Genomic DNA, 1825 nt, shown 5'->3' on the forward strand with positions numbered 1-1825 from the left:
TCCTAGCCTCCCACCTATCCTACACATGAGATCCCTAGCACCACTGCAAAGCTGTAGTAAAGGTGCACGGGGTCTTTCCGTCTGACCGCGGGTACTCCGCATCTTCACGGAGAGTTCAATTTCGCTGAGTTGGTGTTGGAGACAGCGGGGAAGTCGTTACGCCATTCGTGCAGGTCGGAACTTACCCGACAAGGAATTTCGCTACCTTAGGACCGTTATAGTTACGGCCGCCGTTTACCGGGGCTTCAATTCGGAGCGTGAACCCCTCCTCTTAACCTTCCGGCACCGGGCAGGCGTCAGACCCTATACGTCGCCTTGTACGGCTTCGCAGAGCCCTGTGTTTTTAGTAAACAGTCGCCACCCCCTGGTCTGTGCCCCCCGCCCCGGCTTGCGCCGCGACGGGGCCCTCTTCTTCCGAAGTTACGAGGGCAATTTGCCGAGTTCCTTCAACACCATTCTCTCAAGCGCCTGGGTATGCTCTACCAGTCCACCTGTGTCGGTTTGGGGTACGGTCTGATGCGGGGGCTGTTTCCTGGAACGGGTCCCCAGCCGGGCCAATCCGATAAGGCCCGACACGCTTTCCCATTCGTCACACACCCGCTGGCCCACGACTATTAACGTGGTTCCCATCGACTACGCCTTTCGGCCTCGCCTTAGGGGCCGGCTCACCCTGCGTGGATTAACCTTGCGCAGGAACCCTTGGACTTTCGGCGACAGTGTTTCTCACACTGTTTGTCGCTACTCATGTCAGCATTCTCACTTCCGATACCTCCAGGCGGCCTCACGGACACCCTTCGCAGGCTTACGGAACGCTCCGCTACCACGTGATCAAAGATCACATCCGCAGCTTCGGTACACGGCTTGAGCCCCGATACATTTTCGGCGCAGGCCGGCTTAACTAGACCAGTGAGCTATTACGCTTTCTTTAAAGGATGGCTGCTTCTAAGCCAACCTCCTGGTTGTCATGGCCTTCCCACATCCTTTCCCACTTAGCCGTGATTTGGGGACCTTAGCTGGCGGTCTGGGCTGTTTCCCTCTCGACGATGGACCTTAGCACCCACCGTCTGTCTGCCGGGCTGTGCTCCACGGTATTCGGAGTTTGGTTAGGTTTGGTAAGCCGCGAGGCCCCCTAGCCCATCCAGTGCTCTACCCCCGTGGGCAATCGCCCGACGCGCTACCTAAATAGCTTTCGCGGAGAACCAGCTATTTCCCGGTTTGATTGGCCTTTCACCCCTAGCCACAGGTCATCTCCGACTTTTTCAACAGGCGTGAGTTCGGTCCTCCAGTGCGTGTTACCGCACCTTCAACCTGCCCATGGCTAGATCACCGGGTTTCGGGTCTACAGCAAGCAACTCAAGCGCCCTGTTCAGACTCGCTTTCGCTGCGCCTCCGGCTATCGCCTTAAGCTCGCTGCTTACTGTAAGTCGCTGACCCATTATACAAAAGGTACGCCGTCACGGCGCAAGGCCGCTCCGACTGCTTGTAGGCATCCGGTTTCAGGAACTGTTTCACTCCCCTCGTCGGGGTGCTTTTCACCTTTCCCTCACGGTACTGGTGCACTATCGGTCACTGAGGAGTACTTAGGCTTGGAGGGTGGTCCCCCCATGTTCGGACAGGGTTTCACGTGCCCCGCCCTACTCGAGGATTGAACCTGGTTTACCCGTACGGGACTATCACCCGCTCTGGTGCGCCTTTCCAGACGCTTCCGGTTATGTCGGTCCAACCACTGGCCTGGTCCGCGTTCGCTCGCCACTACTAGCGGAGTCTCGGTTGATGTCCTTTCCTCCGGCTACTTAGATGTTTCAGTTCGCCGGGTTCGCCTCCC

The 1825-nt window shown here is 57.8% G+C and carries 1 rRNA gene; it reads right to left on the minus strand.

The window, feature by feature from the left end:
- Window positions 1-1825 (minus strand): 23S ribosomal RNA (locus GBZ26_RS29075); the annotation flags it as partial.

Origin of the sequence: Azospirillum formosense (genome assembly GCF_013340925.1) — a bacterium.
Taxonomy (GTDB): Bacteria; Pseudomonadota; Alphaproteobacteria; order Azospirillales; family Azospirillaceae; genus Azospirillum; species Azospirillum formosense.